This is a genomic window from Vibrio furnissii CIP 102972 (genome assembly GCF_000176175.1).
GTDB lineage: Bacteria > Pseudomonadota > Gammaproteobacteria > Enterobacterales > Vibrionaceae > Vibrio > Vibrio furnissii.
On record NZ_ACZP01000013.1, the window covers coordinates 966115 to 991687 of the forward strand.

Sequence of the window (25573 nt, forward strand, 5' to 3'; positions counted from 1 at the left end):
AGGGCAATATAATTACCCGCCGAACAACTCATGTTCAGTAAGTATCACTGGAAGTTTACATTTAATTAGCACAGAGGTTATGGAAGTGTTAAAAGAAAAGAATTTACTAAGCAACATCGGCGTACAAGTCGTGATTGCCATGATTGTTGGTACTGCCGTTGGTGCCAGCATGGGCCATGATGCAGCGATGTTCGCCCCACTTGGCGCCATCTTCATCAATTTAATTAAAATGCTCGTGATTCCACTGGTTGCCGTGGCACTGATTTCCGGAGCTGCAGGCCTCGGTGATAGCCACTCTGCCGGTAAAGTCGGTTTCGTCACGCTGGGCTATTTCGCCGTTACATCCGCGCTCGCCGTAGCGCTGGCCTTGGTGATGGGCGCTGTGTTCCAACCAGGCATGGGTATCGATGTTTCTGGTGTCGAAGGCATGTTCTCATCGGAATACGCATCAAAAGGTGAACTACCAACTTTCTGGGCGACCATCATTGGTATGATCCCAACTAACGTTTTCCAGTCCCTGAACGATGCGAACATCCTGCAAATTCTGGTGTTCTGCCTATTCCTTGGCGTTGCCATTTCGAAGCAACCTAAAGACAAACGTGATCCTGTCATCAACGGCGTCAACACCATCGTGGATTCTATGGTGTGGATGATCAACAAAGTGATGATCATTGCGCCAATCGGTGTTTTTGGTCTGATGGCAGAAGCCGTGGGCACGTTCGGTTTCGGTGCCCTGATGGTGGTCTTCAAACTATTTTTGGTGTACGTGGCAGCGATTCTGATTTTCGGTTTCGTGGCTTACCCACTGATGATCCAAATCTTCACCAAGACCTCGGCGAAGAAATTTATTATGGCGATGAAAAAGCCGCAAGCCGTGGCGCTGTCGACCGCGTCATCCATGGCTACGCTGCCGGTCACCATGGACACCGTTGAACACGAGCTGGGCGTTCGTAACTCGACTGCATCGTTTGTTCTGCCGCTGGGTGCGACCATCAACATGTCGGGCAACGCGATTTACTACGGTTTGGTGGCGATTTTCTTCGCGCAACTGTTCAACATCGACCTCAGCATGGGCGCTTACGCCGCGATCATCGTGACTGCAACGCTGGGCGCCGTGGGTCAAGCCGGTGTGCCTGGACCATCATTCCTAGTCGTTGCCGTGCTGCTGGCGGCAGGGATTCCAATTGAAGGTCTGCCACTGCTGTTCGCTCTGGACCGTATCTTTGACATGATTCGTACTGCGCTAAACATCACCGGCGATGCGGCGTGTGCCGTGATTGTCGATGCGCTGATCAAAGAAGAAGCGGCTGAGACTGAATACAACAATCAGCAAGCTTAACGCTGAATCTCATGCTCAAACCGCCCAAAAGGGCGGTTTTTTTTATCGCCAATATCTGCCCCGCGTGAACAAGGCTCATCACGGGTCATGAAACGCCATCACAGCGCTCAGAATGCAACACTGCACTGGATAAATTTGTTTCAAAATATCATTTACTGTTTAGCTGACCGCCGTATTTCGTTAGACTGTCAACAAGCTATTAATTGGACGTATCCATACAATGAAACAACTGCTCGACTTCATTCCCCTGATTATTTTCTTCGCGTTATTCAAGTTCTACGATATTTACGTTGCGACCGGCGCCTTGATTGCCGCAACAGCGGTTCAAGTGGCGGTCACGTACTTCATGTTCAAGAAAGTCGAAAAAATGCAGCTCATCACATTTGCATTGGTGGCGGTGTTTGGTGGCATGACCATTTTCCTTCACGACGACAACTTCATTAAATGGAAAGTGACCATTGTGTACGTCATTTTCGCGCTGGGCTTGGCCATCAGCCACTTGATGGGTAAATCTGCGATTAAAGGCATGCTGGGGAAAGAAATCACGCTGCCAGAAGCCGTATGGGCCAAAGTGAACTGGGCATGGGTGGCGTTTTTCTCGGTCTGCGCGGTGCTCAATATCTACATTGCTTACCAGCTACCGCTCGATGTTTGGGTGAACTTCAAGGTGTTTGGCCTGCTTGCCGCAACCTTCACTTATACCCTGCTCACCGGGATCTACATTTACAAACATTTGCCGAAAGAACAAAAAAATTCCGGCGAATAAGCCCTCATCCGAGCACTCAAGGATGAACTGGTGACAGAATTATTGTTATAATTCGACCTCTTTTTTGCAGCGACCACTTTGGTCGCTGTTTTGTTTGTTGTGGATGTCAAAACATGAATCAGGACGTAAACTCACCGCGCGGCCAACTCTTGCTGCGCACGCTGGCGATGCCGGCAGATACCAACGCCAATGGCGATATCTTTGGTGGCTGGATTATGTCTCAGCTCGACTTAGCCGGTGGGATTCTGGCGAAAGAGATTTCTTGCGGCCGAATTGTGACGGTTTCCGTTTCCAGCATCACGTTTAAAAAACCCGTGAAAGTGGGTGACGTGGTGTGCTGCTATGGCGAATGTACAAAAATTGGCCGCACGTCGATGTCAATCAATCTCGAAGTGTGGGTCAAACCGATCAAAGAAGACGGCATTTTAGACCGTTTCCAAGTGTGTGAAGCCACCTTCAACTATGTCGCCATTGATGCCGACGGTCGTCCAAGACCGATCAAGCAAGGAAACTGATCACAGAAATATGTGCTTTGTGCTTTAAAAGTCGCTCTGTTTCAGTACATTAAAGCCTACACTTACCGTTACGAAATTTATAAGGATATCCATATGTGGTACGTCATCTTTTCTCAGGATGTTGAAAACTCACTTGAAAAACGCATGAGTGTTCGCCCAGCGCACCTTGAGCGCCTGCAAGCGCTGCATGATGAAGGCCGCCTGTTGACCGCCGGCCCCATGCCCGCGATTGATGCAGAGAACCCGGGCGAAGCGGGCTTTACCGGTTCAACTGTGATTGCAGAATTCGACACTCTGGAAGATGCCCAAGCATGGGCAGATGCGGACCCTTATGTGGGCGCAGGCGTCTATGCCAACGTGATTGTTAAACCGTTCAAGAAAGTATTCTGATATGAAAAAATCATCTTTGGGTCTGGCACTGCTTTCTCTTGCAGTACTCGCGGGCTGTAGTTCCAATGGCGAGCGTGAGAAGAATCTGGAGCTATTGGCTGCCAACCGTGCCAGCATTCTGGGGACCGAACTTCCGCTGGAATATGGCCCACTCAACATTATGCGCGTGAATGCCAAAGGCAGCACGATTGAGATGATGATGGTTTACAACACCGATCATCCCGGCGCAAAACCGATTGACCAAGTGTTGCAAAGCAGCATTCATTCGTTCTGCAATAACTCGGACATTCGCGCCAACCTCGATGTGGGCATCGGCTACCGAATTAAAATGCGCAACAGTCGTGGCCAACTGATGGTGGACCAGCTGGTGACCAAAGAGAACTGCAAAAAATAACCTTGGCCGGCCTTAACCGCCTTGCCTCGTTACACAGCGGTTAAGGTAGAAAAGGAAACAGGAGGCATTGCCTCCTGTTTTGTCTTTCCCGTTCACTCACAATTTAAAGCGACTGACACTCGACACAATCCGCTGGTTGACTTGCGTAATGTCGCCCATACCTTGTGACGTTCGTGAGCCGATGTCGTCCAATTCAGACACGATGAGATTCAACTCGTTCATGCTCTGACTGACCCCATGGGTGACACTGCTCTGCTCTTCGGCGGCGGTCGCAATCTGCGTGCTGAGATCGTTGATCTCGTTGATGAAATTGACCATGTTTTCCAAGCTTTCCGAAACATTTTTCGAGCTGCTGGCGGTGTCATGACAGCGCTGTTTGGTTTTGCCCATGGAATCGACCACCACCTGATTGCCTTGCAGCAATTTGCCAATCGCGTTTTCAATTTCTTGTGTGCTGTCTTTGGTTCGGTTCGCGAGGTTGCGCACTTCATCAGCGACAACCGCAAAGCCCCGCCCCTGCTCACCCGCACGCGCCGCCTCAATCGCCGCATTCAGCGCCAATAAGTTCGTTTGCTCCGCAATTTCACTGATGACCGTCAGCACTGAATGAATGTTTTGTGTCTCGTCGCTCATGCTCTGCACGTTCGATACCGTCGTATCCACATCTTGAATCAGCGCATCCACCGTCGCCAGCGAGCGCGCCATGATATTGCGTGATTCCACACTGGTGTGATTGGCTTGCTGAGTCAGATTTGACGTGTTCGAAGCATCTGAGGCCGTTGAACTCGCGGTCGCATTCATCTCCTCCAGTGCCGTCACAATTTGCTCGGTTTCCACCACATGATGACGCAGTTTCTCCGCGTTCAGTTGAGACAACTGCTCCACCTCCGCAACATTGGCTTGCAACGTGTCAGAAGCTTGTTTGATGTCCAGCAACATGGTTTGCAAATGGCCGATGAACTGATTCACCCCCTGCGCAATCTGCCCCAAGTCATCTTGCGATTTGACTTCCAGCCGCTGGGTTAAATCGCCGTCGCCGTTGGACAAGCTGATGATGGTCTGTTTCAACGACAAGATGGGGCGATACAGCACTTGAATCACAAAGAAGGCCACCAGCACACTAAGCACCACCGCAATCACACCAATCAAGATTGCCGAGGTTTTGGATGCAGTAAGCGCGGCGAACGCCATGGCTTTATTTTGGTCGATGACAAAGTACCAAGTTTTATCTGCAACCGGAATTTCGTGAGAAAACAGGATTTTGTCTTCACCATTCACGCTGTAGTTTAAGGTCGCCATCGGGGTCGAGGTGATGGTATTCGCAGTGGCTTTAAACCACGCGGGCTCTTTGCTATTTTCGCCCGGTTTGAGCACGCTGTTTTTTGAGGCCGCCAGCACGGTACCGTCGTGATTGAGAATCATCGCCGATGATCCAGTCAACGCTGTCGCCTTTTCCACCAGCTTGTTCAAAAAGCCCAAGCGCATGTCCACCCCCAACATGCCGTCATGGGTTTTCTGCACAATGCTGATCCAGTAGATATCCGCGGTAGCACCATCAGAATACGGATCGGTCACCGCCGGTGTCACCGCCTTGCGACCATCTTGGTAGTAACTCATGGTTCGAATGTCGCCGTTGAACTTGTGATTCGGCCACGCATCGCTGGTCTGGTTCCAGAAGGCATCCCCGTTGGATTCGAAGCCGATGAATGAACTGCCAGTCGCCAACGAGGTCGCCAGCAGCTCGGCAAACGCGACGTAGTCTTGTGCTGAACTGCCCGGAAAAGACTGGTTTTGGTACAGCGCACCAATGCCTTTCACCCCTTCAATTTTTTCCTGCAAAAACGTCTGCACCAGTTCCGCTTTATCGGCGGTGTAGAGCGCCCCAGATTTGGTGATCATCGCGCTGATGACTTCAGATTCTTTGACGTACGACACGTAGCTGGAAATGGCAACCGATGCGCCCACCAGCACCATCACCGAGATCAGTAACAGTTGTTTGAGTCCGAGTGTTTTCTTCATATGGGTACTTATCCCTCAGTCTGATGAACGGGCTAGACGACCGATGCTCCCAATTGGAGCGTCCATCCCGGCTCCCCCGCCGACGCCACATTGGCGATGAATGAACCTATTGAGAATAGCACTCGTGTGTGACGGTAAAAGAAAATAAGGCCTCTTAATGAGACCTTATTGATAATTTTAATCGTTATTCTGCGCTCGGCTGCCATTCGTTGCGCAGCGCTTTGGCCGCCAGCACCATGTGGGTCAGTGCCGCTTCCACTTCGGGCCAGTTACGCGTTTTCAAGCCGCAATCGGGATTCACCCACAGGCGCTGTGCCGGAATTTTCTCCGCCGCTTTACGCAGCAAATCCTCAATCCATTCTTGCGCCGGAATGTTGGGCGAGTGAATGTCATACACGCCCGGGCCAATCGCGTTCGGGTAATTAAACGCTTCGAAGGCTTTCAACAATTCCATGTTTGAGCGCGACGTTTCAATGGTAATCACATCCGCATCCAACGCAGCGACTGAATCAATGATTTCGTTGAACTCGCTGTAACACATGTGGGTGTGAATTTGCGTTTCCGGGCGCGCACTGGCAGCCGAAATCTTAAACGCTTCCACAGCCCAATTGAGATAAGTTTGGTGGTCGCGTTTTTTCAGTGGCAACCCTTCACGAATCGCCGGTTCATCAATCTGAATGATGTTGATGCCTGCATCTTGCAGATCCGCCACTTCATCCCGCAGTCCCAATGCCAATTGCTGCGCAATCTGTTTGCGGGAAATATCTTCGCGTGGGAAGGTCCAGCACAGAATCGTCACCGGCCCCGTCAGCATGCCTTTCATCTGTTTTGACGTCAGCGACTGCGCATAGGTTGACCACGCCACCGTGATGGGCTGCTCGCGTTCAATATCGGCCACCACAATCGCAGGTTTCACGCAGCGTGAACCGTAACTCTGCACCCAACCAAACTGCGTGGTTTGAAACCCTGCCAGATGCTCTGCAAAGTACTCCACCATGTCGTTGCGCTCCGCTTCACCATGCACCAGCACGTCCAGATCCAACGCTTCCTGACGTTTCACCGCATCGGCAATATGACCTTTCAGCGCGGCGGTGTATTCCGCTTGCGACAAATGTCCCTGACGATAAGCGCTGCGCTGAGTGCGAATTTCACCCGTTTGCGGGAAAGAGCCGATGGTCGTGGTCGGTAAGAAAGGCAGACCCAACACTTCCGCTTGATGGTGCGCACGCTCAGCGTATGGCGCGCTGCGCTGTGCCCACGCTGCCGTGACCTGATTGAGCCTCGTTTGTACTTGTGGCTTATTCACGTGCGTCGCGGTTTTACGCGCTGCAATCGGCTGGCTGTAAGTATCACACGCCAGAATCGCCGCCGGATCGCCATCCAACGCGCGGCCAAGCAGTGCCACTTCCGTCACTTTTTGTTTGGCAAATGCAAACCAGCTACGCACCTCTTCCGACAGGTTTTGCTCCAATTCGAGATCAACCGGACTGTGCAGCAACGAACACGAACTTGCCACCCACAAACGCTCACCCAGCGTCGCTTTGACCGGTTCCAATGTGTGCAGCAGCGTACTTAAGTCCGCACGCCAAACGTTTCGGCCGTTAACCACCCCCGCCGATAACACCCAGTTGCTTGGCAGTTTGGCGAGCACCTCGTCCAGTTGCGCTGGCGCTGCCGACAAGTCAATATGCAAACCATTCACCGGCAAGTCGATGATCTTGTCTAGCGTGTCGTGCACTGAATCAAAATAGGTGGTCAGCAGCAGTTTGACATCGCCCTGAATCACTTGGTACGCCAGCTTGAACGCATCCTGCCATGGCTGTTCCAGTTCGAGCGACAGAATCGGCTCGTCGATTTGCACCCAAGTCACGCCCTGCTTGGCGAGTTTCGCCAGAATCGCCTGATACGCCGTAAGAACGCGAGGCAGCAATGTGAGGCGATCAAACCCCGCTTCAACTTCCTTGCCTAAATACAGGTAGCTCACAGGGCCAAGCAGCACAGGTTTGACATCAAACCCCGCCTTGGTCGCGTCATTGATCTCTTCAAACAGTTGCGGCCAACTGACGTCAAAGCTGTCGTCGCGGCTAAATTCCGGCACAATGTAGTGATAGTTGGTATTGAACCACTTGGTCATGTCCGATGCAGCGCTGCCGCTACAACCACAATGGGTTTGCGACTGACCGCGCCCCACACGAAACAGCGTGTCCAGATCAGGAAACCCGTGACGATGACGCTTTGGCACATGTCCCAACAACAGCGTTGTGGTCAACACATGGTCGTACCATGCAAAGTCGCCAGCGGTGGCAAAGCTCAGCCCCGCCTCTTTTTGCAACGTCCAGTTGCGCTGACGAATGTCGCGACCGACGGTCTGAAGTTCTGCTTGATTGATTTCGCCGCGCCAGTATTTTTCCAACGCAAATTTCAGTTCGCGTTTTTCGCCGATACGTGGGTAGCCGAGGATGTGTGTGGTAGTCGCCATCGCTGAAGTCCTTCTGATCATGGATTAGGGCAGACATCCGTGTCTTGTGATTTACCAAGATGTCTGGATGGCTAAACTATCTCGCTCGACGGGGTTGAACTCAACGTCCAAATATTCAACTTGTTTATTAAAAATATTCATGCTGATGGCGAGTTGGATGAGCAGAAATAAAAAAGCCGCCTGTGAAGGCGGCTTGAACATCACGATTAATATTGTGCGGCAACCGAGAACATGGCCAGCAAAATACTGCCCCATAAGGGCGCAACCAAATGGCTGTCTTGACGCGTGCTGAGCGTTCCTTTGGGAAAATTCACCACCACGCGCACGATAAAGTAGTTGTAGCAGAGCAGCAGCATGCCCAGGATAAAGTTGATGATTTCATCCGGGACTGGCATCAACAGGTAGCCAAAGGTCAGCACGAAGTTGATCAGCGTTAACCAAGCCACCCAGCGGCGTTTGTGTTTAATCATAACGTTGGATTCATCCCTTCATGGCGACGCCGTAGCGACACGTCGTTGGGTGGCTGATTCGCCGCGGCCGCACGTCGTGCCTGCTCTTTGCTGTCTTGCACTTTAGACATCGATACTTGGTCGTTGCTCATCTCACTCGGTGTCGCTAGCCCTCGATACACGGCGCTCAGTTGACGCTGTGCGTCGGAGGTCAGCAGAAAAATCTCAATGCGACGGTTCTGACCGCTTTTCGGGTTCTCTGGCAGCAAAGGCGCCGATTCCGCCATGCCCGACACTTGGAAAATCTGTGCTCTCGGCACGCCGCCACTATTGAGGAAATATCGAGCCGAGTTGGCTCGGTTGGACGACAGCTCCCAGTTGGTCATACTCGTACCACGAAAGCGCGACGCATCGGTGTGGCCGGTCACAATGATCGCATTTTCCACACGGCTAAACACGGGCGCCAGATTCAACAGCAGGTCTTGATAATACGGCGTCATCGACGAACCGCCGCGATTAAACATCGGTCCTTTATCGGAATCACTGATGATGATTTTCAGGCCTTGCGGTGTGATCTGTACATTGACACTGCCCGCGCCGTCCAATTCATTCACCTGATCTTCAATCAGGCGACTGAACAGTTCCAACTCTTGGTGTGTATCCACTTCGCCCTCAATCAACGACGCATCACGTATGCGATCAAATTCTGCATCAATGTGAGCAGTGGCGATTTGAGGCAATTTAATCGGGCTGATACTGTTGCCCAGCGCATCCACTGATAACGTGTGCGCCTGCACTTCCCCCGTTTGGAAATATTGAATCAGTTGGCTCCCTTCTTCATCGTCCATCATCGTCAATAGCCACAGGATCAAAAACAGCGCGAACATCGAAATCATCAGGTCGGCCATGGCAACTTTCCAGCCGCCACCATGCCCACCACCGTGTCCGCCACGCTTTTTCTTTTTGATAATGGTAACGCCATCCTGACTCATGATTAGCTCCGCAAACTGTCGATCACTTGCTCAAGCTCAGTGAAGGTTGGCTTGTGATGCAGCTCGATTTGACGTCGCCCCGCATTCACGCACATATGGGGTGAAAGGTTCTGGCAGTAAGCGGAAATGATGCAGCGCACGCATTGCAGTGGCGCAATTTGTTCTTCAGCGACTTCCTGAATCGCTTGCGACAACGGGCCAAATAGACAGTAGCATCCAAAAATACCGGTAAACGTCCCTACCAGCGCGCCAGCGATACTTTGACCAATCACGCTCACTTCCGCATCGAGATATTGCATGGTTAAAATGATGCCCATCACCGCAGCCAAGATACCGATCCCCGGCATCGCTTCCGCCATGGCGTGCATTTTTTCGGACGGCTTTTTGTACTCTTCCAGCAGCTTCTCGATCTCTTCTTCCAGCGCGGCTTCGACATCATGCGCCGACATTTTGGAGCTGATGATTTGACGGAACGAGTCGACAATAAACTTCAGCGTGTTTTCATCACGCGTGATGGACGGATACTTTGCAAAGATATTGCTGCTTTCCGGATTCTCCACATGCGCATCAAGCGCCTTGAGGTTTTGCATTTTCGCCACATTGATCAGTTCAAACATCAAAGACAACAAGTCCTGATAATACTGACGATCGTATGTGCTCTTACTCAGGCTGATCTTCACCTGTTGTAACATCAACTTGAGCGTGGCGGTCTTGCTAGCGATGATCATGCCGCAAATGGCACACCCAAAAATGATCGCAATTTCAGCCACGCTGATCAGCGCGCCCAATCGGCCGCCATGCAAAACAAATGACACAGCAATAATAATCAGTATGACGACAAACGAAACAATCTGTTTCATATTAATGACCACCTAAACGTGAACGTATTATTTCAATTCCTTTGTGTTTTATTCTGTGAACTTTCATTTCGCTGATCTCGAGAACCTGCGCTGTTTCTTGCGTGCTCAGACCCATCACATAAATAAAATAGAGGACTTTTTGTATACTTGGTGCTAATTGTTTCAGCTCTTTTTCGAGCATAAGGGAAATAAATTCCTTCTGAGAATCCTCTGCGTGATTCACCAACTCAAATAATTCCACATCATCCGACATGGTGAGATCGATGATCGCATTCATATACTCTTCAGAAGAGATATTTAACTGTGAACAAATATCAGCTTGTGTTGGCGAACGCCCATATTTCGCCATGAATTTTCGTTCTGTGTCTTTAATTTTATTCGAGAGACTGCGTTGCTCACGGCTTAAATAATCACGCGCGCGAAGTTCATCAATAATGGCACCCTTCAACCGCACCGTGACTGATTTTAAGAAATCATCGTTGATGACGTGATCAAACTTTCTCAGCTCCAAAATAAATGCCATCAGGGCAATTTGTCGCAAGTCGTCCAACGTATCCGGATCGACCACACCACGATATTTATTGAGCGAACGCTGAATCAAATACAGATGCGATTCTAACGCCTGCTGCTCCAACACGTTGCGTTGCGTGGCGCTGCTGATGGGCGTTTTTTGATACGCTTGTCTGGAGAGAAACATTATTGATACACCGCTTTGGTGATCAACACTTCGTTCACTCGCCACTGACGCTCGTCTTTAAACAGATCACGCAAATCTTCTTGAATGTTCCACACAAACGCTTCGTCGCGATAATACTCGATCGGTTTAACACTGAAGGTTTTGAGGATCAGGTTCTTGATTTTCGGCGTTTCTTTGCGCAGCATTTTTTCGTTTTCTTCTGCCGTGTACAGGTAGAAATCCAGCATCAGCAGGCTTTGTCGTCTGCCGGTATTGACCGGAATGATCAGCCCCTGCATGGGCACCTGAACGTTGGTTTCCGATAAGGTCGAAATGCGCTGTGCCTGAGTCAACATCACCTGTTCAATCGAGTGCGGCTTTTCAACGCTCAACAACCCGACCACATCCACCCCCGCGTAACGCAGGCCAAACAAAATGGCTAACGTCGCGGTCACCGACGCAAAAACAGTAATTGCAGTTTTCTTCATGTTAAATTCTCGCAAGCTCGCTCAAAGTCTGTGTCACGTCTGCCTTCTCCTGCTCTTCCGATACCAGGTTAGATGCCACGATCAGGTCGTTGTTGTAGTTCAGTTCTTGATGCGGATCGTGCTGCGTGTGTTCATCAAAACTTTGCACATCCACATCAATAAAGTTTTGGTTTAGCAGTTCGTCACGCAGTCGATCGGACGTCAGTTGCAACGACTCACGCGTCATGTGCGAGGACGCCTGCACCTGAATCTGCACTTTCCCCCCATCCACGCGAACCAACAGATCAATCTTGCCCAGATCGGGGGGATCCAAACGAATGGTCGCGGCAGAGGCTTTGGCGTTGTATTGAACCGCCACTTTATCGGCCACCAATGCGCTCAGTTTCTAGCCCATTTGTTCGGCAGTGAGATGCTTATCCACCGCAGCCTTAAACACCCAGCCGCGTGCGGCATCTTTGAGCTCTGTGGGTGCAGCAGTTTGGAGCAACGTACTCATCTCCACCGTCGGAGCAGATGACTCCGCAGCTCGAACCTCCGCGCCCGCCACCATCACCATCGGCATGGCTGATGCACGTGTATGGCTCACAGACGCAGCCTGCGTTTCCAGCGGCGACAACACGCGGATCGATTCTGGGCCTAACGCCTCAGAAGTTGACTGGGCAGAGCTTGGCTGGACAGTCGTTGACAGAGCAAGGTTCTGAACGCTGTCTTGGCGCACCGAGTCAGGCATCGTGGGGCTGGCTAAACGCTCCGTCACCGTTTCAGGGGTAGCCTGATCCGCGATGTCTGATGTCGACACCGTGTCGATCAATGGCTGAAAGCGATCTGCGCTCAGTTCACTGGCTGCGGCCTGAAAGCCCGGCGTGATCGTGGCCGACACACTCGTTTTGGCGTCCGTCGGGTTGAATTTGGAAAGTGTTATGCTGGCGTTCATAGGGTCTGATTTAACTGCGTCTTCTTGTAAGCGAGATCCCTCACTTTATTGTGTTCAGCGTCATGAAGTTGTGAATGTAAAACGGCGATGTCTTTTTTGATGGTGGCCATCGCCAAGCGATGGACGGATTTCAGTTGCATCAGCAGTTTTTGATGGTTCGGATGACTGCGGTCGATGGCATGAATTTTTTCCGGCAGCAACTGAACAATTCTTTCGATCGCATCAATATTGTGGGTTGTCACGGCTTTCTGATAAATCGCAATCAACCGAGCCAGTTCGTGTTCATTCATGAGTAAGTTCTTATTGCTGAGTGAATGCCTATTGCTGATTCATCAAACCTTGCCAGCCTTCTTTGAGGTCAGCCAATGGTTGTTTTAATTCCAATAAATAACTGACATCCAGATCTTTAGAGGCCTTAAATATTTCGCGAATGCTGTATTCATATAAATTATGAATATTGTTAATCAGCTCATTGGAATTATTGAGATCCAGTGATGAATCCAGAGCGGTAAGAATATCGATCGCTTTTTGAGCCGCCAGCGACTTTTTTTCCAGATCATGGTTTTCAATCGCAAAAATCATCACATCGATTTCTTGATCCAAGCGCTCATGCAGCATGAAAATTAATTCAAAGCTGTTCGAGACAGAGGCATTTGCCTGGACTTGTACATTGCTGTACGCCATCTGTTGTTGATTACCCAGTAACATCAAATATTCCTACGAATTAAAATAACGTGTTGATTGAATCCATCGAGGCCATGATGGAGTTCAAACGAGTGTATTGCGCCAGGTAGCGTGAGTAGATGACCTGGTATTTATCTTCGAGCTTGTCCAACGCCTCATTGATGCGTTTTTGTTGCAACTCAATGGTTTCTTTCTTGCGTGTCAACGAACCGTCGGCAAAGTCGGTATAGTCATTGACGGACTTTTGCAAGGTAGTGAATAGGCCGCCCTCGGCACGGAACACTTGTTCCATGTCCACACTCTTGGACGCTTCACGAAACTTGTCTTCATCGAGCTCCAATTTGCCCGATTTGTCTAATGAGAGCCCCACCTCACTCAAGCTGACGCCGTTGTAGCTGTCCCGCATGAGGCCTTTCAGTTGTTGTTCGAGGCTCTTGAACGACGAGTCGGTGGAAAACACGCCGCGTTCACTGCTCTCACCGCTCGATTTGGTCGCCTCGGCAATCACTGACATCATGTCGTTGTAAGCGGTGACAAACTCTTTGAGCAACGTCATGGTGGCATCAGCGTCTGGCCCCACGGTGATGTTGGTGGCGATACCGCCCATTTCGTGGGCCTTTTTCAGTTCCACATCAACACCATTCACGATGTTTTCAAACGTGTTGGAACTGTTCGTCAGTTGAACGCCGCTGCCGTAATCCCCCAGCCACACAATCGCGTCGGTGCCGGTTTTGATCGGGTTATCATTCGCCGTGGAAAATGCGTCGCTTAGCCCAGAGTCATCGGAGGCGGAAATCTGAAATTGGTTGTCTTGACCGGTCTCATTCGAGGTAAACAGCATCTTCATTTCGTTCCCCGAGCGCACCATGGTCGCCGTCACTCGGCCGTCCATCACGCGGTTAAAATGGCTGATGAACTCTTGATACGACACCGTGCCATCACCGTTACTTTCTGCATCCGCGAGTTGAATCGTGATGGTCTCGCCGCCATGCTGCACTTCGATACTGCCCGTGGCCGGTGAGAATTCGTCATTGACGTTCATTGCCGACGTGTTCACCACCACCTGATGGGATGACGCCAACTGTTCCACGTAGAGATCCATGTTGACGCTGCTGGCATTGCCCGACGTGGTCACGTTGACATGGTCTTCCGACGACAACGAGGTCGTGTTTTGCACAAACGATGCGCCGGGTTTGGTGAACTTGTAGATCACCGAATCCAAACTGCTCATGGACGAGGTAATTTTGCTCAGCATCGACGATTGGTTTTGAAAAATCTTCAATCGGCTGTTGTAGCGCGTTTCCGCTGGCGAGACATCGTAAATCGCCATTTGAGACGCCATACTGGCTGCATCAATGTACATTTATATTCCTTACCCCATAAATCGCCGCCTGATCAGACGGTTTCACTAATACATAATATGATGAAAAAAGGGCGGGCAAACGCCCGCCCCGACTGAAGCGTTTGTAGGAATTAGCCCAACATTGACATCGCCAGCTGTGGCATCATCTTGGTTGCACTCAGCATTTGCGCGCCTGCTTGCATCAGCATTTGGTTTTTCGACATCACGCCAGACTCTTTAGCAAAGTCGGTGTCCATGATGCGGCCCTTCGAGGCATCCACGTTTTCCACCATGTTGGCGAGGTTGTTGATGTTGTGCTCTAGGTTATTGATTTGTGCACCGAATGCAGAACGCGCTGAACCCAACTCGCCGATAAATGAATCTAGATCGCCCATAATCTCGCCAGAATCTGTACCCAATGTTACCGAAGCAAAGCCGGTAATAGACTCAGACAACGCTTCAAGGGATTCGGATACATCAACCTCTAGAACATCAGTTGAGCTCGAACCAATTTGGAATGTGACCTTATCGGAAAAAGACCCGTCTTCTCCCAGCAACTGTTGACCACCAAAGTTGGTGCTGGTTTGCATTTTGCCCAGTTGGCCAGCCAGCGCGTCGAATTCTGACTGCATCGCTGCGATATCTTCAGCACTGTTGGTGCCGTTCGCCGCTTGCGTGGCCAAATCTTTCATGCGGTACGCCATGTTGGTCATTTCGTCCATGGAGCCTTCAGCAGTTTGCATCATCGAGATAGCGTCTTGTGAGTTACGCATCCCCACTGACATGCCGCGCGACTGCGCTTCCAGACGGTTAGCAATTTGCAGGCCTGCCGCATCATCTGCTGCAGAGTTAATGCGTAGACCCGTCGACAAACGCTCCATCGAGGTGGTCAGCGCTTTGTTCACCGAGTTCAGGTTGTTTTGTGTCACCAGGTTGGCGTAGTTCGTGTGTAAAGAAATGGCCATAATCAAGTTCCTTGTTAGCCGCTCATTATCGTGAGCTAAAAATCAGTGTGCGATGTTATCGCGTGTCTAATCAGGCTTTACGGCAACTTGGCACATTCTATTTCACTCATTTCGAAAATATTTATAACCTACTGTTTTTATTGCAAATAAAATCATCATTAGCTCATTCATGCCACTCAAACGATGTAGTCAATCATTACGCGATAGCAGAATCGTCTGACACGCATTTGACCCCAAAGCGCACAATGCCCCGCCCGTCATGACACAGGAAAAAACGTGTACGCCCGAGGAAGATGCGCACGAGGTTGAGCACATAAAAAAGGCGAGCCCATGCTCGCCTTGAAAAAGTGGTGTTGAGATTAACCCAGCATCGACATCGCCAGCTGTGGCATCATCTTGGTTGCACTCAGCATTTGCGCGCCTGCTTGCATCAGCATTTGGTTTTTCGACATCACGCCAGACTCTTTGGCAAAGTCGGTGTCCATGATGCGACCTTTTGAAGCATCCACGTTTTCCACCATGTTGGCGAGGTTGTTGATGTTGTGCTCTAGGTTATTGATTTGTGCACCGAATGCTGAACGCGCGGCACCGAGATCACCGATAAAGCTATCCAGAGCTTCCATCGCCCCTTTAGCATCAGTCGCAATGCTCATCGGTGCAGGTGACGTTCCGCTAGTGCGGGTGCTTCCTTCACCTTCACCCTCTCCATCTTCGTCACCGCCGCCAATATCAGGCACATTAATGCCTACAAAGGCTCCGACGGCCTTTTCCAACTTATTCATCGACGCAGAAACGTTCACGTCTAACACATCGCCCGAACCAGCACCAATTTGGAAGGTAATGCCATTTTCGTTCCCAAAAGCGCCATCTGCCCCCAGAAGTTGCTTGCCACCAAAGCTGGTGCTGGTTTGCATTTTGTGTAATTGTCCAGCCAGCGCGCTGAATTCCGACTGCATCGCCGCCAGATCTTCATCGCTGTTGGTGCCGTTCGCCGCTTGCGTGGCGAGGTCTTTCATGCGGTACGCCATGTTGGTCATTTCGTCCATGGAGCCTTCAGCAGTTTGCATCATCGAGATGGCGTCTTGTGAATTGCGCATACCGACTGACATGCCGCGTGATTGCGCTTCCAGACGGTTAGCAATTTGCAGGCCCGCCGCATCATCCGCTGCAGAGTTAATGCGCAGACCGGTCGACAAACGCTCCATCGAGGTGGTCAGCGCTTTGTTCACTGAGTTCAGGTTGTTTTGTGTCACCAGGTTGGCGTAGTTAGTGTGTAAAGAAATTGCCATTTTAGAGTTCCTTGTTATTCGCACCCCGTCGTTATCGTCGACACCATGGTGCGAGGCTATGGGTTTCAACCATGCTTTACGGCAACACTGAAGAATTTATTTCACGGACATTGAATTTTTTTTCGTTTTTTTTTTTTTTGAGGTTGGCGTGGATACACGCCCCATCGACACCACACGCGCTCACGCCATCCGCACCAGCATTCGATAGCAAAAAGGCGAGCCCATGCTCGCCTTGAAAAAGTGGTGTTGAGATTAACCCAGCATCGACATCGCCAGCTGTGGCATCATCTTGGTTGCACTCAGCATTTGCGCGCCTGCTTGCATCAACATTTGGTTTTTCGACATCACGCCAGACTCTTTGGCAAAGTCGGTGTCCATGATGCGACCTTTTGAAGCATCTACGTTTTCCACCATGTTGGCGAGGTTGTTGATGTTGTGCTCTAGGTTATTGATTTGCGCACCGAATGCAGAACGCGCGGCACCCAACTCACCGATAAAGGAATCCAATGCATCCATGGTTGTTGCTGCATTTGTACTCAGCAGGTCAGCAGCCTGGAAATCACCTACAGCAGTTTCAAGATCAGCAAGTTCAGTTGCAACATTCACTGTCAAGGTATCGGCTGATGAAGAACCAATTTGAAACGTAACATCACCCGCCCCAAAAGCCCCAGTAGAACCCAGAAGTTGCTTGCCACCAAAGCTAGTGCTGGTTTGCATTTTTTCTAGTTGTCCAGCCAGCGCACTGAATTCTGACTGCATCGCGGCGATATCTTCATCGCTGTTGGTGCCGTTCGCCGCTTGCGTGGCCAAATCTTTCATGCGGTACGCCATGTTGGTCATTTCATCCATCGAACCTTCGGCAGTTTGCATCATCGAGATGGCGTCTTGTGAGTTGCGCATACCGACTGACATGCCGCGTGATTGCGCTTCCAGACGGTTAGCAATTTGCAGGCCCGCGGCATCATCCGCTGCAGAGTTAATGCGCAGACCGGTCGACAAACGCTCCATCGAGGTGGTCAGCGCTTTGTTCACTGAGTTCAGGTTGTTTTGTGTCACCAGGTTGGCGTAGTTCGTGTGTAGAGAAATGGCCATAATCAAGTTCCTTGTTGTCCACTCACATTGTGAGTCAAAATTAGTGATGCGATACGCTCGCGTCTTCAACTCTGCTTTACGACAACACAAAAATTTCCATTTCAATAATTTTGAAATTACTTATAACTCATTGTATTTAAATGCAAAATAACCCTCCCATCCCCACTGAAAATATGTAGTGTTTTTCCACATCGCTATCAGACTATTCCTATGCGTGATTATTCAAGTTGGCTCTAAAATAGCGCCCTCTTAATCCGGCTGATGAATCATAAGCATCACCCGGTATCACGTAACAATGAAGACCGCACGCAATGATAAAGGGTTTGAAGATATTCAATTCCAAACTGGCCATTCCAGTTGTTCTCCTGATGGTATTAGCAATGGTGATCCTGCCATTGCCCGCAATTCTGCTGGATGCCTTTTTCACCTTTAACATCATGCTCGCCATTGTGGTGCTGCTGGTCAGTAGCACGGTCAAGCGCGTGCTGGACTTCTCCGTTTTTCCGTCGCTCTTGCTGATTGCCACCTTGCTGCGTTTAACCCTCAACGTTGCATCAACACGTATCGTCCTGCTGGAAGGTCACAACGGGGGCGACGCCGCCGGTAAAGTAATTCAGTCGTTTGGTGAAGTGGTGATTGGCGGCAGCTATGTGGTCGGTATCGTGGTGTTTGTCATTCTGATGATCATCAACTTTGTCGTGATCACCAAAGGTGGCGAACGGATCTCAGAAGTGTCGGCGCGCTTTACGCTGGATGCCTTGCCAGGAAAACAGATGGCGATCGATGCCGATCTCAACTCAGGCAACATTACGCAAGAACAAGCACGTACCCGCCGCAAAGAAGTGGGCGACGAGGCCGAATTCTACGGTGCGATGGACGGTGCCAGTAAGTTCGTGCGCGGCGATGCGGTCGCCGGCTTGCTGGTTTTGTTCATCAACTTAGCGGGCGGTGTGATGATCGGGATGTTTGAGCACCAATTGCCCTTTGGAGACGCATTTCAAACCTACGCGCTGCTGACCATTGGTGACGGTCTGGTTGCGCAAATTCCGTCGCTGCTGCTGGCAACCTCGGCCGCGATCATCGTGACGCGCATTAGCGACAACGACAACGACATCGCCCAAACCGTGCATCGACAAATTCTGGCCACGCCGTCAATTTTGTACATGACGTCTGCCGTGATGTTCATCATTGGTAGCGTGCCCAACATGCCACATCTCGCCTTCTACAGCTTTAGCTGTGTGGTGGGATTTGTGGCGTGGCGCCAGAGCAAACGCGACACCACACCAAGCGATGAAGCCGCCCCAATTGAAGCGCCGATGGAGCAAATCTCCTACAAAGATCAGCCCTTAGATTGGTCGCTGATCCCAAGCGTGGACACCATCGCACTGCGCCTTGGATTTAAGTTGGTGCCTTTGGTCACCAAACAAGAGCAAAACGCCTTGCTGAAAAGCATTCGCGGCTGTCGTAAAACCCTCAGCGAGCAGATTGGATTTTTGATCCCCGAAGTGGTGGTCCGAGACGACTTGGCGCTGAAACCATCGGAATACGCCATTTATATTGATGGCGACGAAATCGAACGTGGCGATGTCTATCCCGACATGTTGATGGTGGTTGGCCCCGGCGTCACGGCAGCCAATATTGATGGCACCATCGGGGTGGATCCAGCCTATCGCTTGCCCGCCTTATGGGTTCACAAAGATCACAAAAGCAAAGCCATCAACATGGGCTTTCAGGTGATTGATATTCACGACGTCATTGCCACACATGTGAGCAAAGTGTGCGCCGAACATTTGGAAGGCATTTTTAACTATGATGATGTGAAAGCGCTGAATGAACGACTGGCGTACCACCATCCGGAGCTAGCGGAGACGTTGTCGACCACCATCACCCCCAACTTACAGATGATGGTGATTCGCAAGCTCTTGGCAGAACAGGTGCCCATCATCAACGTGCGCACCATCGCCAACACCTTGATTGAAAGCGCCGATAAGATCAAAGACCCGATTTTGCTGGCTTCCAATATTCGAGTTGCATTGAAACGCACCATTGCCGGTTTGGTCGCACCCAACTCACGCGCCATTCATGCCTTCACCATCGGCAGTAAAATGGAGCAAGAGATCAAAGCGGCGATCACGTTAACGCAGCAAAGCGATCCGAATGCGCCGCTGGATGGCATTCCGCTCGCCGCTGAGATCCTGCAAACGTTCCAAAATAAAATGCCGTCGATCATGCAGACCATGCAAACACAAGGCATGACACCGGTGTTGTTGGTCACGCCGCTGGCAAGGCCCATCCTGAGCAAATTGGCGCACACCTTCGCCAAAGGATTGATTGTGTTGTCGTTCAATGAAATCCCGAACGACTACCAAATCACCCCACTGGGTCAAATTGATTCCTGATTTTCAGGCCTCACGTCACATCGTGAGGCCTGCCTTTGTGCGATTCGCACCGCTCATCCTCCCGCCCTGCCACCGCCTCAAATTCAACGCAAAAAAAAGCCTAAGAGAAAACCTCTTAGGCAAAAAACAAGCACATTCACTGTGAATGTTAGGGGATACACTTATCAGTAACATCGAATACCAATAGCGGAGGAGATGATATGCCTTGGTGTCAGGTGCAGCAACCGCTTGGCGCGACAATCAGATTTAACTGACGCCTAGAGTTCACCATGCCGAAACCGCGAGCTTAAAACTGTTCCACTTCCCCATCACCCACCACTTTCACCGACAACAATCGGCCAGAATCGCGGCTGCGAACCCAAATGGTGTCGCCAATCAACCCGTTGCTTTCTGCCGTCGCGACCGTCTCTAAGGTGAAGCCTGCGGTGCGGTAACGCAAGGTCACACTATGCCCCTGCAACACCACATAATTTTGCTCTAAATGGGCACTGGTGATGAGATGAGATGCGCGAATGGGACGCCGCAATTTGCTGCCGATGACCTGCTCACGCTCACGATAGACCGCGCTTTTGCTGCTGAGCGTCACCCGGCTTGGCGCCACATCCTCCCCTTGCAGGCGATGGCCTTTTTTCAACGGGCGCGTGGCCGTCAGCGCTTCAATATCAATGCTGCTCACACTGGTGGCTTTGATTTTCCACTGTGTCGGACACGATACCCACCAAGATTCCGTGCCCAGTACGTCGGGGGATTTTTTATCAGCATGGAGCGAGGTCGCGCACGGCGCAAGGTGCTGCGCGGCAGGTGCGAGGCGAATGTTGATTTTCGGGTTTTCAAACGCAGAAAACTGCCCATAAAGAGCAGTTTCGATGACAGACGTCAGGTAGGATTCGATTTGCGTGGCCGCACTTATCGTTTGCGCGCGACTTGAGGTGAACGGCTGCAGGCTCAACACGCCCACCGCCAACGCACAGAACGCGCGATTACGCATGCACCTGAATCCTGAGTGATTCGGTTGCCTGCTGGACGATGTGTTGCTGCTGCACCATCAGTTGGATGTGGCGCTCTGCCTTGTCTTGGCAGGCCGCAATGGCATCGTGCAATGCATCCGATGCGGCTTTGAGTTTCTCGCCGGTCGGGCCGCCCACGCGATGCACCAGCTCGGCGGCATACCGGCGTTGGGTACACCCGAGCTGAACCGCCAGCGCTTTGCGTTCTTGATGCAACTGCGCAATCGCGTCACTGACGATCGCCGCTTGTTGGTTGCATGCGGTCACGTTGTCGTGGTCAAATTTCAGGCTGTATTGGCGAATCAAATCCAGCTGTTCTGACAACTGGCGCGCCAAACGCGCACTTTCTACCGTTTTTTGGTAGTACAGTTTAAACCGTTGTTTATTATCCATCAGTTTGAGTTCACTAACGCGTTAGCCAACTCCCTCATGTCGAAGTTGATCTCGCCATTGAGCATCTGTTGACGAATGCTGGCGACATCAACCGCGCGGTTTGTCTCCAATGCCTTGAGTTTTGCACTGCCTTCTGCAATCAGCGTTTGTTCATGCGTGCTCACCGCCACTTCTGGGCTTGACGCCGGTTTCGACAGGGTCGATGGGCTGTCATTCACCGCTTTGGCTTGGGTTTGCTGAACAGAGAAGTAGGCGTTGCTGGCATCAATTTTCATTACGTTATCCTGATGTATCGGTCACTGCGACACAGTTACATTACGACGACTTTTTTAAATTCATTTCACTTTTTTATCAACGAAACGACATTTTCTCGGTTTGGGCCCACGTAGTGGCGATGAATGCTGTTCATCGCGGCGCGTTGATCCTGTGCAAACAGCGTTTTGATCGTCTGTCCTAAGTCTTCGGCCGCCGAGTGGCAAAATTCAAGCATTTTCTCGGAGCGAAAACGCTGCGCATCCAACACCGCTTTGCAATGCTGATGCATGGCATTGACCCGCTCAACCACGCTCTCTATCGCACTTAGCGCATCGGCTGCATGCACATCCACCATGGTGATGCGCTCGACGGTCGCCTGTTCAGACTGTACCGCGACGGTAATTGGCACATCCTGCGGATAGCGGCCGCCTTGGCCGGAGATATACGCCTGCAAATCCCACAACCGCCACTGCGCATCGGGCATCGCGACCACCAGCTTGTTGTGGTCGTCTAAACGCAGCCGCATGCGGGCAAAGCCAAACGTCAACGCAAATTGCTGAAATAGCGCGTGATCACTGGCTACGCGATCAAAGGCGAGTGGAATCATTTTGTTGTTGATGTACAGCGTCACGATCTCATTTGTCAGGCGTTCACGCACCAAATCCAACCCCGGCACCTGAAACTCAATGTCAGCGCCCGTTTCGGTGCACGGCGCAAACGACGAATCGAGAATGTAGCGGCCAAACAACTGCGTGTTCACCGCCGAGGCGATGTCACGTTTGTGCACATCAATTTGGTTAAACCGCTCCGGCGTGTAGTCGCCAGCACGCACCAGATTGCGAATGCTGATCGACGCTTTCGCGATGCGCTTGAGCAGCTCGGCCGCCAACATCAAACTGCTGACCGCGCGATGCGAGTCCGCCAGTTCAGCGATAAGTCGTGGACGCTCTTTCAATCGATTGAGCGCCTGACGCGAAAGTTGCTGCGTCAGTTGAACCGACTGCACCGACGCGGTTTTTTGTGTTTGCTCTGTGCGCGCACTGGCAACATGAGCGGCGTGCGCCCCGCGCAAGCGCCCGGCAGAACGGTCGATAGACCCCGATTTCACGCGCGCCCCCTTACGTCAAACGCAGTTCATTGGACAAACTGAGTTGAATCGTGCCCTCTTTTTGCAAGCGACGAACAATCTCCAGAATTTCTTTTCTGGCGCCTTCCACTTGGCTGACTGGCACCGCGCCTGAGCGCTCAATGTTTTCGCGCAATTGCGTCGCCAATCGGGTTGGCATGGTGCTGAAAATGACCTGGCGGTTCTCATCCGGCAAGCCTTTCATCGCCATCGCCCATTGCTCGGTCGTCACCTCATTGTTGATGACATCGATGGTCTCCGAGCTTTGCGTAAACAGGGTGTAGAAATCAAACATCGCTTCTTGAATTTCCGTCGCGGTTTTTTCATCGCGCTCGGTCAGGTACGCAAAGATCGACGTTTTATCGCCTTGGAAGCGGTTGATAATGTCGGCCACCACTTTGGTCCCTTTAAGGGTTTGTGGCGCGCCATTGTTGTAGTGATCTTTGCAGCGTTGAATCAAATCTTTCAGGGTTTCAGCGATGGCCGCGGTAAGCACCTGCGTTTTGGTGATTTGATAAATCAGCTCGTTGCATTCATCAATGCTGTATTGCTCCAACACCTTCGCCGTGTAATCGACCGGCAAATGGGCGATGAGCAGCGCTTGCATCATGATGTGCTCTTTGCGCAAATCGTCAGCCAAAATATCGGCCGGAATCCACACCAGTTGCTCCGCGTAAGAGCGAATTTCATCGCCGTAAATCTCAGAAACCAAGTCTTTTGCCAAGTTCCCGTTTAGGGTTTTTTCCAACACGTTGGTCAGGTATTGGCGCGTGCCGCCGATGATCCCGGAGTGTTTACGAAAATCATCAAAAAAGCCGATGATTGACTTCAAGGCGTCATCCGCTTTGATGTCTTTCATCTTGCTCATCGCATGGGCGAGCTTTTTGATCTCATCGTGAGAGAATCCTTTCAGAACTTCCGCACTGATGTCTTCCCCCAATGTGAGGATCAGCAAGGCGACCCCTTCAACATTTTGGTAGACGTTCAACGGTGGATTGGGAGTACTGTTCATGCGTTCATCCAAGTTCTTAGAATTTCGGTCACTCGTTGTGGATCATTCTGAGCAATGGTTTTGAGATGCTGAATTTGGATTTCCAGCGGGCTGTCCGATTCCGGCAAGGTATCGTGCAGCGCTTTAATGCCAGCCGCATCCAACGACAACGTATCCAGCTCTTGCGGGCTGTGGTTTGGCAACGACGGCGCTTGACCCGCTTGGCTTGCCAACAGCGCTTCATCGCCCGCAGTGCCCATCGCACTCTCAGCCGACAGCTCGTTCAGCGCTTTCGCATCGCTGCTCTCGTCATTGTCTGGCTTGGTCAGGAACTGCGCCAACGGACGCAGCACCAACACAATCAGCAGCACCGACATCAAGACACCAAATCCATATTTCGCCGCTTGGAACACGCTTGGGTCTTTATACCAAGCCAGCGGTTCGACTTCTTTCATCGCCGACACCACAAACGGGAAACTGGACACGTAGATCTGATCGCCGCGCACCGCGTCGTACCCGACTGCGTTTTGAATCACGTTGGTGATGCGCGCAAGGCTCTCATCCGACCAACCTTCTGACGTGGCGCTGTGTTCATTGACGATGACGGAAATGGTCAGTTTCTCCAGCACACCTTGTTGATGCTGCACGTGCACCACGCGCCCGCCCACGGCGTACTCGCGTTTGGCTTCATTGCGCACATTGCGCGATTCCGGCGTCGCATTGGTGTCCCCGTCGGTCACCGGTGGCGTATTGCTCAACGCGCCCGGAATACCGAGTGCCATTGAACCCGAATTTTCGTCATTGAAGATGGTTTCTGAGCGCATCACTGGCGCGCCGTAACTCTCTTCCGTTTCCTGACGTTTCGAGAAATCAACTTTGGCAGCCACTTGAACGCGGAAGTTCGCCGCGCCTAGAATCGGCGTCAGCATGTCCGACGCTTGGCTCACCAAACGGGTTTCCAGCGTGCGGCGAAAATCGTTTTGGCGATCGCCCGAATGGCTGATGTCACCCATCGACCCATCTTTGGACAGCAATCTTCCGTATTGGTCAATCACACGGACGTTTTCCGGTTTCAAACCGATGATCGCACCAGACACCAAGTTCACAATCGATGTGACCTGCGCCGATTTAAGATCCATACCGTCAATCAGTTGGACCATCACCGAAGCTTGTGCTTGTTCTTGGTCTTTGCGTTTGAACAGCGAGGTTTTCGGAATCGCCAAATGCACCCGGGCCAACGCAATGGACTCCATGGTGACGATACTGCGAGCCAGCTCGCCTTCTAAGGCATGGCGATAGCGCGCCGATTCCATGAACTGACTTTCGCCCAGCGCGCCTTTACTTTCCAAAGCGTCAAAACCGCTTGGCAGTTGCTGCTTCAAGCCTTTCGCTGCCAGCATCATGCGCGTGGTGGCCACATCTTTGGCTGGCACCATGATCTGCCCGCTGTCTTTATTCAGCTCATATTTCAGGCCAGATTGATCGAGCAGTTGCAGCACTTGGCTGGAGTCATAGTTGGAAGAGTTACTGTAAAGCGGACGATAATCTTCTGACGATGCCCAAAGCATAATCACAATGATCGCGGCTGAGATCATTGAGAAAATGGTAATAATGACAACGTTGCGTTGAGAACTGCTCCAGAACGATTTCGCGTTCTCCAATGCAGCTTGCAACTTGCCAGAAGTGGCAGAGGTCACGATCGTCACCTCTTTTTCATTCGCCATATATT

The 25573-nt window shown here is 51.2% G+C and carries 27 protein-coding genes; 6 read left to right on the plus strand and 21 right to left on the minus strand.

Annotated features, from left to right (window positions below):
• The first annotated feature begins 79 nt into the window (after window positions 1–79).
• The 5 genes from VFA_RS08430 to VFA_RS08450 all read left to right on the plus strand — a co-directional run bounded on the left by VFA_RS08430 (window position 80) and on the right by VFA_RS08450 (window position 3404).
• Window positions 80–1339 carry a dicarboxylate/amino acid:cation symporter gene (locus tag VFA_RS08430; protein ID WP_004726289.1) on the plus strand — a complete coding sequence of 420 codons (1260 nt, stop codon included), beginning with the start codon at window positions 80–82 and terminating at the stop codon, window positions 1337–1339.
• Between the two features lie 220 nt (window positions 1340–1559).
• The gene (locus tag VFA_RS08435) at window positions 1560–2105 is read left to right on the plus strand and encodes a septation protein A (protein WP_004726290.1); all 546 of its coding nucleotides are present in this window, start codon (window positions 1560–1562) and stop codon (window positions 2103–2105) included.
• 113 nt (window positions 2106–2218) lie between these two features.
• Complete coding sequence (yciA, locus tag VFA_RS08440; protein WP_004726291.1) at window positions 2219–2620, plus strand: acyl-CoA thioester hydrolase YciA; 402 nt, start codon at window positions 2219–2221, stop codon at window positions 2618–2620.
• A gap of 93 nt (window positions 2621–2713) precedes the next feature.
• Window positions 2714–3010, plus strand: coding sequence for a YciI family protein (locus tag VFA_RS08445; protein ID WP_004726292.1), 297 nt, complete (start codon window positions 2714–2716; stop codon window positions 3008–3010).
• A 1-nt stretch (window position 3011) separates the two neighbouring features.
• Window positions 3012–3404 (plus strand): GspS/AspS pilotin family protein, encoded by a 393-nt coding sequence (locus VFA_RS08450; protein ID WP_004726293.1) that lies wholly within the window; start codon window positions 3012–3014, stop codon window positions 3402–3404.
• 96 nt (window positions 3405–3500) lie between these two features.
• Here the strand turns inward: VFA_RS08450 and VFA_RS08455 are convergent, their stop codons facing one another.
• The 15 genes from VFA_RS08455 to lafA (VFA_RS08525) all read right to left on the minus strand — a co-directional run bounded on the left by VFA_RS08455 (window position 3501) and on the right by lafA (VFA_RS08525) (window position 17673).
• Complete coding sequence (locus tag VFA_RS08455) at window positions 3501–5423, minus strand: methyl-accepting chemotaxis protein (protein ID WP_004726294.1); 1923 nt, start codon at window positions 5421–5423, stop codon at window positions 3501–3503.
• A 184-nt stretch (window positions 5424–5607) separates the two neighbouring features.
• Window positions 5608–7902, minus strand: coding sequence for a 5-methyltetrahydropteroyltriglutamate--homocysteine S-methyltransferase (metE, locus tag VFA_RS08460; protein WP_004726295.1), 2295 nt, complete (start codon window positions 7900–7902; stop codon window positions 5608–5610).
• A gap of 206 nt (window positions 7903–8108) precedes the next feature.
• Window positions 8109–8372, minus strand: coding sequence for a hypothetical protein (locus tag VFA_RS08465; protein WP_004726296.1), 264 nt, complete (start codon window positions 8370–8372; stop codon window positions 8109–8111).
• Window positions 8369–9343 (minus strand): flagellar motor protein MotB, encoded by a 975-nt coding sequence (locus VFA_RS08470; RefSeq protein WP_004726297.1) that lies wholly within the window; start codon window positions 9341–9343, stop codon window positions 8369–8371. Before VFA_RS08470 ends, VFA_RS08465 begins: the two co-directional genes overlap by 4 nt.
• Window positions 9344–9345: 2 nt before the next feature.
• Window positions 9346–10203, minus strand: coding sequence for a flagellar motor stator protein MotA (motA, locus tag VFA_RS08475; RefSeq protein ID WP_004726298.1), 858 nt, complete (start codon window positions 10201–10203; stop codon window positions 9346–9348).
• Window position 10204: 1 nt separating this feature from the next.
• Window positions 10205–10945, minus strand: a complete 741-nt coding sequence (locus tag VFA_RS08480) for a sigma-70 family RNA polymerase sigma factor (protein ID WP_232281696.1) — start codon at window positions 10943–10945, stop codon at window positions 10205–10207.
• A complete protein-coding gene (locus tag VFA_RS08485; RefSeq protein ID WP_004726300.1) occupies window positions 10900–11367 on the minus strand; it encodes a flagellar basal body-associated FliL family protein in 468 nt (155 codons plus the stop codon). The genes VFA_RS08480 and VFA_RS08485 overlap by 46 nt, the downstream gene beginning before the upstream one ends.
• Window position 11368: 1 nt before the next feature.
• Window positions 11369–11737, minus strand: coding sequence for a flagellar hook-length control protein FliK (locus VFA_RS24200; protein WP_004726301.1), 369 nt, complete (start codon window positions 11735–11737; stop codon window positions 11369–11371).
• A gap of 15 nt (window positions 11738–11752) precedes the next feature.
• Window positions 11753–12301 carry a hypothetical protein gene (locus tag VFA_RS08495; protein ID WP_038151273.1) on the minus strand — a complete coding sequence of 183 codons (549 nt, stop codon included), beginning with the start codon at window positions 12299–12301 and terminating at the stop codon, window positions 11753–11755.
• Window positions 12298–12591 carry a hypothetical protein gene (locus VFA_RS08500; protein WP_004726303.1) on the minus strand — a complete coding sequence of 98 codons (294 nt, stop codon included), beginning with the start codon at window positions 12589–12591 and terminating at the stop codon, window positions 12298–12300. The genes VFA_RS08495 and VFA_RS08500 overlap by 4 nt, the downstream gene beginning before the upstream one ends.
• A gap of 28 nt (window positions 12592–12619) precedes the next feature.
• Window positions 12620–13009 (minus strand): flagellar export chaperone FliS, encoded by a 390-nt coding sequence (gene fliS, locus VFA_RS08505; protein ID WP_004726304.1) that lies wholly within the window; start codon window positions 13007–13009, stop codon window positions 12620–12622.
• 16 nt (window positions 13010–13025) lie between these two features.
• Window positions 13026–14348, minus strand: a complete 1323-nt coding sequence (gene fliD, locus VFA_RS08510) for a flagellar filament capping protein FliD (protein ID WP_004726305.1) — start codon at window positions 14346–14348, stop codon at window positions 13026–13028.
• A gap of 110 nt (window positions 14349–14458) precedes the next feature.
• Complete coding sequence (gene lafA, locus VFA_RS08515; protein WP_004726306.1) at window positions 14459–15292, minus strand: lateral flagellin LafA; 834 nt, start codon at window positions 15290–15292, stop codon at window positions 14459–14461.
• Window positions 15293–15651: 359 nt separating this feature from the next.
• Window positions 15652–16581 (minus strand): lateral flagellin LafA, encoded by a 930-nt coding sequence (lafA, locus tag VFA_RS08520; RefSeq protein WP_004726307.1) that lies wholly within the window; start codon window positions 16579–16581, stop codon window positions 15652–15654.
• A gap of 252 nt (window positions 16582–16833) precedes the next feature.
• Window positions 16834–17673 carry a lateral flagellin LafA gene (lafA, locus tag VFA_RS08525; RefSeq protein ID WP_004726308.1) on the minus strand — a complete coding sequence of 280 codons (840 nt, stop codon included), beginning with the start codon at window positions 17671–17673 and terminating at the stop codon, window positions 16834–16836.
• Window positions 17674–17984: 311 nt separating this feature from the next.
• Between lafA (VFA_RS08525) and VFA_RS08530 the strand changes: the two genes are divergently transcribed.
• Window positions 17985–20072 (plus strand): flagellar biosynthesis protein FlhA, encoded by a 2088-nt coding sequence (locus VFA_RS08530; RefSeq protein WP_038151275.1) that lies wholly within the window; start codon window positions 17985–17987, stop codon window positions 20070–20072.
• 286 nt (window positions 20073–20358) lie between these two features.
• Here VFA_RS08530 and flgA read toward each other — a convergent pair whose 3' ends face one another.
• From flgA to fliF, 6 genes are all read right to left on the minus strand, one after another.
• On the minus strand, window positions 20359–21060 hold the full coding sequence (gene flgA / locus VFA_RS08535) for a flagellar basal body P-ring formation chaperone FlgA (protein ID WP_004726310.1): 702 nt from the start codon (window positions 21058–21060) through the stop codon (window positions 20359–20361).
• The gene (locus VFA_RS08540; RefSeq protein ID WP_004726311.1) at window positions 21053–21472 is read right to left on the minus strand and encodes a flagellar export chaperone FlgN; all 420 of its coding nucleotides are present in this window, start codon (window positions 21470–21472) and stop codon (window positions 21053–21055) included. The genes flgA and VFA_RS08540 overlap by 8 nt, the downstream gene beginning before the upstream one ends.
• Window positions 21472–21747, minus strand: a complete 276-nt coding sequence (locus VFA_RS08545) for a flagellar biosynthesis anti-sigma factor FlgM (RefSeq protein ID WP_004726312.1) — start codon at window positions 21745–21747, stop codon at window positions 21472–21474. The genes VFA_RS08540 and VFA_RS08545 overlap by 1 nt, the downstream gene beginning before the upstream one ends.
• A gap of 65 nt (window positions 21748–21812) precedes the next feature.
• Window positions 21813–22835, minus strand: a complete 1023-nt coding sequence (locus VFA_RS08550; RefSeq protein ID WP_004726313.1) for a hypothetical protein — start codon at window positions 22833–22835, stop codon at window positions 21813–21815.
• Between the two features lie 10 nt (window positions 22836–22845).
• Window positions 22846–23865 (minus strand): FliG C-terminal domain-containing protein, encoded by a 1020-nt coding sequence (locus VFA_RS08555; RefSeq protein WP_004726314.1) that lies wholly within the window; start codon window positions 23863–23865, stop codon window positions 22846–22848.
• Window positions 23862–25568, minus strand: coding sequence for a flagellar basal-body MS-ring/collar protein FliF (fliF, locus tag VFA_RS08560; protein WP_004726315.1), 1707 nt, complete (start codon window positions 25566–25568; stop codon window positions 23862–23864). Before fliF ends, VFA_RS08555 begins: the two co-directional genes overlap by 4 nt.
• Window positions 25569–25573: the final 5 nt, after the last annotated feature.

What these genes read in the sequence shown, in the direction of transcription:
- VFA_RS08430 (WP_004726289.1), top strand. Translation starts at nt 80, where the DNA reads ATGGAAGTGTTAAAAGAAAAGAATTTACTAAGCAACATCGGCGTACAA.
- VFA_RS08435 (WP_004726290.1), top strand. Translation starts at nt 1,560, where the DNA reads ATGAAACAACTGCTCGACTTCATTCCCCTGATTATTTTCTTCGCGTTA.
- yciA (WP_004726291.1), top strand. Translation starts at nt 2,219, where the DNA reads ATGAATCAGGACGTAAACTCACCGCGCGGCCAACTCTTGCTGCGCACG.
- VFA_RS08445 (WP_004726292.1), top strand. Translation starts at nt 2,714, where the DNA reads ATGTGGTACGTCATCTTTTCTCAGGATGTTGAAAACTCACTTGAAAAA.
- VFA_RS08450 (WP_004726293.1), top strand. Translation starts at nt 3,012, where the DNA reads ATGAAAAAATCATCTTTGGGTCTGGCACTGCTTTCTCTTGCAGTACTC.
- VFA_RS08455 (WP_004726294.1), bottom strand. Translation starts at nt 5,423, where the DNA reads ATGAAGAAAACACTCGGACTCAAACAACTGTTACTGATCTCGGTGATG.
- metE (WP_004726295.1), bottom strand. Translation starts at nt 7,902, where the DNA reads ATGGCGACTACCACACACATCCTCGGCTACCCACGTATCGGCGAAAAA.
- VFA_RS08465 (WP_004726296.1), bottom strand. Translation starts at nt 8,372, where the DNA reads ATGATTAAACACAAACGCCGCTGGGTGGCTTGGTTAACGCTGATCAAC.
- VFA_RS08470 (WP_004726297.1), bottom strand. Translation starts at nt 9,343, where the DNA reads ATGAGTCAGGATGGCGTTACCATTATCAAAAAGAAAAAGCGTGGCGGA.
- motA (WP_004726298.1), bottom strand. Translation starts at nt 10,203, where the DNA reads ATGAAACAGATTGTTTCGTTTGTCGTCATACTGATTATTATTGCTGTG.
- VFA_RS08485 (WP_004726300.1), bottom strand. Translation starts at nt 11,367, where the DNA reads ATGAAGAAAACTGCAATTACTGTTTTTGCGTCGGTGACCGCGACGTTA.
- VFA_RS08495 (WP_038151273.1), bottom strand. Translation starts at nt 12,301, where the DNA reads ATGAACGCCAGCATAACACTTTCCAAATTCAACCCGACGGACGCCAAA.
- VFA_RS08500 (WP_004726303.1), bottom strand. Translation starts at nt 12,591, where the DNA reads ATGAATGAACACGAACTGGCTCGGTTGATTGCGATTTATCAGAAAGCC.
- fliS (WP_004726304.1), bottom strand. Translation starts at nt 13,009, where the DNA reads ATGTTACTGGGTAATCAACAACAGATGGCGTACAGCAATGTACAAGTC.
- fliD (WP_004726305.1), bottom strand. Translation starts at nt 14,348, where the DNA reads ATGTACATTGATGCAGCCAGTATGGCGTCTCAAATGGCGATTTACGAT.
- lafA (WP_004726306.1), bottom strand. Translation starts at nt 15,292, where the DNA reads ATGGCCATTTCTTTACACACGAACTACGCCAACCTGGTGACACAAAAC.
- lafA (WP_004726307.1), bottom strand. Translation starts at nt 16,581, where the DNA reads ATGGCAATTTCTTTACACACTAACTACGCCAACCTGGTGACACAAAAC.
- lafA (WP_004726308.1), bottom strand. Translation starts at nt 17,673, where the DNA reads ATGGCCATTTCTCTACACACGAACTACGCCAACCTGGTGACACAAAAC.
- VFA_RS08530 (WP_038151275.1), top strand. Translation starts at nt 17,985, where the DNA reads ATGATAAAGGGTTTGAAGATATTCAATTCCAAACTGGCCATTCCAGTT.
- flgA (WP_004726310.1), bottom strand. Translation starts at nt 21,060, where the DNA reads ATGCGTAATCGCGCGTTCTGTGCGTTGGCGGTGGGCGTGTTGAGCCTG.
- VFA_RS08540 (WP_004726311.1), bottom strand. Translation starts at nt 21,472, where the DNA reads ATGGATAATAAACAACGGTTTAAACTGTACTACCAAAAAACGGTAGAA.
- VFA_RS08545 (WP_004726312.1), bottom strand. Translation starts at nt 21,747, where the DNA reads ATGAAAATTGATGCCAGCAACGCCTACTTCTCTGTTCAGCAAACCCAA.
- VFA_RS08555 (WP_004726314.1), bottom strand. Translation starts at nt 23,865, where the DNA reads ATGAACAGTACTCCCAATCCACCGTTGAACGTCTACCAAAATGTTGAA.
- fliF (WP_004726315.1), bottom strand. Translation starts at nt 25,568, where the DNA reads ATGGCGAATGAAAAAGAGGTGACGATCGTGACCTCTGCCACTTCTGGC.